The sequence below is a fragment of the Terrisporobacter muris genome (assembly GCF_024621905.1).
GTDB classification, from domain to species: domain Bacteria; phylum Bacillota; class Clostridia; order Peptostreptococcales; family Peptostreptococcaceae; genus Terrisporobacter; species Terrisporobacter muris.
The window spans coordinates 1-4457 of the sequence record NZ_JANKBY010000304.1; the positions used below are offsets into that span (position 1 = coordinate 1).

Below are 4457 nucleotides of genomic sequence, written 5' to 3' on the forward strand. Positions count from 1 at the left end.
CCGATCTAAACACAAATTAAATAATATAGAAATATTGATATGGTACTAAATATTACTTTAATCATATTTCCCCCTAGTCTATATCTTTAAATGATTCTTTTATAATATAATATGATTCTTTAAGCCTTTCATGGTAATTTGGAATTTCCCATTTATCCCATGTGTAAGACTTCATTATAGCTTGTTCCTTAGATACCCCATCATCAACTAGATAAATACCAGAACTTATATTTTCAATAGGAGTATGTTTTATTTCGTTTTTATTATTGAAATCATCTATTACTAATTTTTGAGTTGGATTACTTATATTAAGCATTAACCATGGTATTCTTATTTCAATATCATCTCCATTAATAATAAAATCCGACAATGAATTATAATCTTCACTCCTTGGATTTGCATTTCCATATATTAATTTTCCAACTTCAACTTCTTTTTGTTTTATTGTTTTTTTACTTAAAGGCATATAAGATTCTCCAAGTATTGTTTGCTTTAATATATTGAATTTGTTACTACTTTTATTTTTTTTAATTTTGTCCTTAAATAAAAAATCATTTATATCATAATAGTTCTGAACTTCTATAGTAGAGTTATCTTTACCATTTATTTTTATAATAAAATCTGCATATTCATTAAAATTAAATTTGTAACCTTCAACATTATTACTTCCAGATTTTTGTGTTACATCTATTGGTATTATAATCTCATCACTATTTATATCTAAGTTTTTTTTGTTTACTCTGAAATATAAATATTCTTCATCACTTTTCATATATAGCTTCGTATTTTCACTTTCTGTAACTATATCTTTCTTTTTCCATTCTTTCATATTTCCATCGACATAAGCTACACTTTTTTTGCTCCCTGGATCAAAGGTTAACAATCCAAAATATTTCTCACTTGTCATTTTATCTGACCAATAGGCCCTTGCATCTGGATCATCCATATCCATTGTATTCCAAGTCCTTTTAAACCACTCATCTTGCCATGAAAATATTATTGCACCTGCATATCCACTAGAGTGTATATCATCTAACATCTCCTTATTCATTAATCCTTGTTCGGCTTCACTTACCATACCTTGATTGAAGCCTCTACTAGAATCTTCATGTGTTATTCCCCTAGAAGTTGGTACTCCAAATTCAGATACAATAACTGGTCTATCTTTATAATATCCTATCAATTCTTCCAAATATGCCTTATATGAATTTTTATTTCCTTTTTCATCCACATATTCAGTGTATTTTTTCTCATAGTTTAAAAAATCTGGATAATATGGGTATATATGATAAGATACAAATATACCACTTTTAAAATCATCTTTGTGTTTTATTTTTCCTTCATTTATATCTACAATTCTATTTTGCTCGTCAACATCATCGTCATGACTCATTACATCTGTTGTTACCCAGTTTGAAAAAGCTATTGGTTTTTGAGTATTATAATTACTAGTTTCATGTTCTATGGCGTGTTCTCCAACTTGAGCAAAGAATATTTCTATCGGGTTGGCACTCTCAGTATATAACCATTTTCCATCAAAATCTTTCATACCTTTATTAATGTCATTTGTACTTTTTGTAAAGTTAGGTTCCCATTCAATCCCCAGTATATATCCTATAACATATGGTGATATATCTTTTGTATATCTTCCATAACCTCTACCTGTTGTTTTTTCTACAGAAGCATTTCCATGAATAACATCAATAATTTTATCTGTTTCTGATTTAAATGTATCTATAACATTTATACTGAATGCATTCATTTCTTCCAACATAAGCTCTTCATCTACCCAAACACCATGTATTATATATAATGGTTCCTTTTCATATCGGTTAAATTCATATAGTGCCTCATAAAATGCTGGCATTTGAAGTGTATATACCCTTATTACATTTGCATTCATTTCTTTTATATACTTAAACCACCTTAAATAATCACTTTTAGTTATACCAAACTCTCCTGGGAAATAACCTGGTTTTGCTGCACCTATATTAACACCTTTTAGAAATGTTTTTTCCCATTTTCCATTTTTATAAATCTCCATATCTTTTTCATTAACTCTTGATACTTGTTTTATATTATCTTCGCTACTCGTATTTAAATTATTCCTCACAATATATTTAAAATTATATATTAAAATTGCAGAAACTAATAATATTGTACATATCTTTAAATATCTTTTCATCTTATTCCCCCTCTCTTGAAAACCTTTATGATTTACTTCGAACTTATATAATAACATTAAAACATTATAAGTTATAGATGAAAATCTTCCCTAATATATACCCTAATGATTTAAACTTAATATTATATAAATTATATTTATATCCTTATTAATTTTTCCTACTTATTTGTAAGTAATTAGTAACATATCCTTCTTACCTATTCCTAATTCGAACAACAGTAATAAATTTATAAAACAAAAAACTTCTGCATGATAAAAATATCCATCTCACAGAAGTTTTCAATATATCTAATATTAATATGATTCAATTTTCAAAGTAGAACAAATCTTCATTAAACCTTTCTATAATGCATATATGTAAATCTCAAAAGTATCATGTTTATGCTTAGATAACTGTTCTTGTATAGAAACCTTAACAGATTTTGCTATAAAGAAAACCCACTTCAAAAAATCACAAAAACAAGCCAAATTTTTTATCCATTAACTACCTTTGGTGTGAATTCAAATTACTCTCATTGCTCACTTATAATTTTATATAATCTTTACAATTGGCTATTCCATACCATTCACATTCTTTACATATATCATCAAATATGCATTCGTTTATACTCCCATATACTAAGTCTTCTAAGTCCTTATAATTATATATACCTTCTTTTAAATTAAAGTGATTTATAACTTTAAAATCAAGTAAATTAACTTTTTCTTGAGATGAGCAAAGATTTTCACCTAATTTGTTAGGACATTTTTCACAAATGCTATCTGTATAAAAAACTAACTCTACTTCTTTAATTTCCTCTTTTAAATTATCTACTTGAAGGAATTCATTATAAGCTTGAATCTCCTTTATGATACCTTCTATTTTTATTTTAAATTCTTCACTATATCCATTACCACTGTACGCTCTCATGCAAAGTATATGATGTGGTCTTATTTTTAACATAAAGTTACTTTTAGCCTCCTCTTAAAATTAAATTTCCTATTCTTAAATCATTGAAATTTCTATGTCTTCATGAGATTATTATAGTATGAAAATACTATGTTTTATAGTATAATATTAATTAATCTTAGTTAGTTTTAATTTTGAATTTCCTCATTATAGGAGGAAATTTATGAAAGAATTAGTAATAGGAAATTTAATCGCAAAAATGCCTGTAATCCAAGGTGGTATGGGCATAGGAATATCTAGATCATCTCTAGCTTCTGCCGTTAGTAATGCCGGCGGTATAGGTATTATATCTGGTGTTAACATTGGATATGACGAAGATGATTTTGAAAATAATACTTTAGAAGCAAACTTAAGGGCTTTAAAAAAGCATCTTAAAATAGCCAAGGAAAAATCAAATAATGGTATAATTGGTGTTAATTTAATGGTAGCCATGAATTATTATGAAGATCATGTAAAAGCAGCAGTAGAATCTGGCTGTGACTTAATAATTTCTGGAGCAGGACTACCTTTACAATTACCTAAATTAGTAAAGAACAGCAATACAAAAATAGCTCCCATTGTTTCATCATCTAAAGCAGCTCATGTTATTCTAAAAATGTGGGATAAAAAAGACAATACAACCGCCGATTTAATAATTGTAGAAGGTCCAAAAGCTGGTGGCCACTTAGGTTTTAGTAATGATGAATTAGACGATATAAAATCTATCAATTATGATGATGAGTTTATTAATATTTTGGACATAACAAAAAAGTACGAAGAGAAATACAATAAAAAAATACCTGTAATTGCAGCTGGTGGAATATCTTCTGGAATTGATGTAAAAAAATATTTAGATTTAGGCGCTGGCGGTGTTCAAGTGGGGACTAGATTTGTTGCTACTCATGAGTGCGATGCCCATGATAATTTTAAACAAACTTATATTAATGCCAAAGAAGAAGATATTAAAATCGTTAAAAGTCCTGTTGGGCTTCCAGGAAGAGCAATAAAAAATAAATTTATTGATACAATATTATGTTCAAGACCTGAAATTACTAAGTGCTATAATTGTTTAGTTCCTTGTAACCCAAAGAACACACCTTATTGTATTTCAACTGCTTTAATAAATGCAGTAAGAGGAAATGTGGATGATGCTCTATTATTCTGTGGGGCAGATGCATACAAAATAAATGAATTAAAATCAGTAAAAGAAGTTATGGATGATTTAACTTGTATGATTTAAAATATCTTGATACTTTTGTAGTTAGATAGTTTAAATTTTATATTTTTTAATTAAATTTAAATTAAAGCATGGATAGTCTATTATGATATCCATGCTTTAATAAT

The 4457-nt window shown here is 27.4% G+C and carries 3 protein-coding genes; 1 reads left to right on the forward strand and 2 read right to left on the reverse strand.

What is annotated here, in order from left to right; translation table 11 throughout:
* Positions 1 to 73: 73 nt before the first annotated feature.
* Both NSA58_RS16595 and NSA58_RS16600 read right to left on the reverse strand, forming a co-directional pair.
* On the reverse strand, positions 74 to 2185 hold the full coding sequence (locus NSA58_RS16595; RefSeq protein ID WP_257560709.1) for a family 2 glycosyl transferase: 2112 nt from the start codon (positions 2183 to 2185) through the stop codon (positions 74 to 76).
* Between the two features lie 523 nt (positions 2186 to 2708).
* Positions 2709 to 3128: a DUF1284 domain-containing protein gene (locus tag NSA58_RS16600; RefSeq protein ID WP_074079956.1), complete on the reverse strand. Its 420-nt coding sequence runs from the start codon at positions 3126 to 3128 to the stop codon at positions 2709 to 2711.
* A 169-nt stretch (positions 3129 to 3297) separates the two neighbouring features.
* Between NSA58_RS16600 and NSA58_RS16605 the strand changes: the two genes are divergently transcribed.
* Entirely contained in the window at positions 3298 to 4353 is a 1056-nt protein-coding gene (locus tag NSA58_RS16605; RefSeq protein ID WP_074079955.1) for an NAD(P)H-dependent flavin oxidoreductase, read from the forward strand.
* The last annotated feature ends 104 nt before the right edge of the window (positions 4354 to 4457 follow it).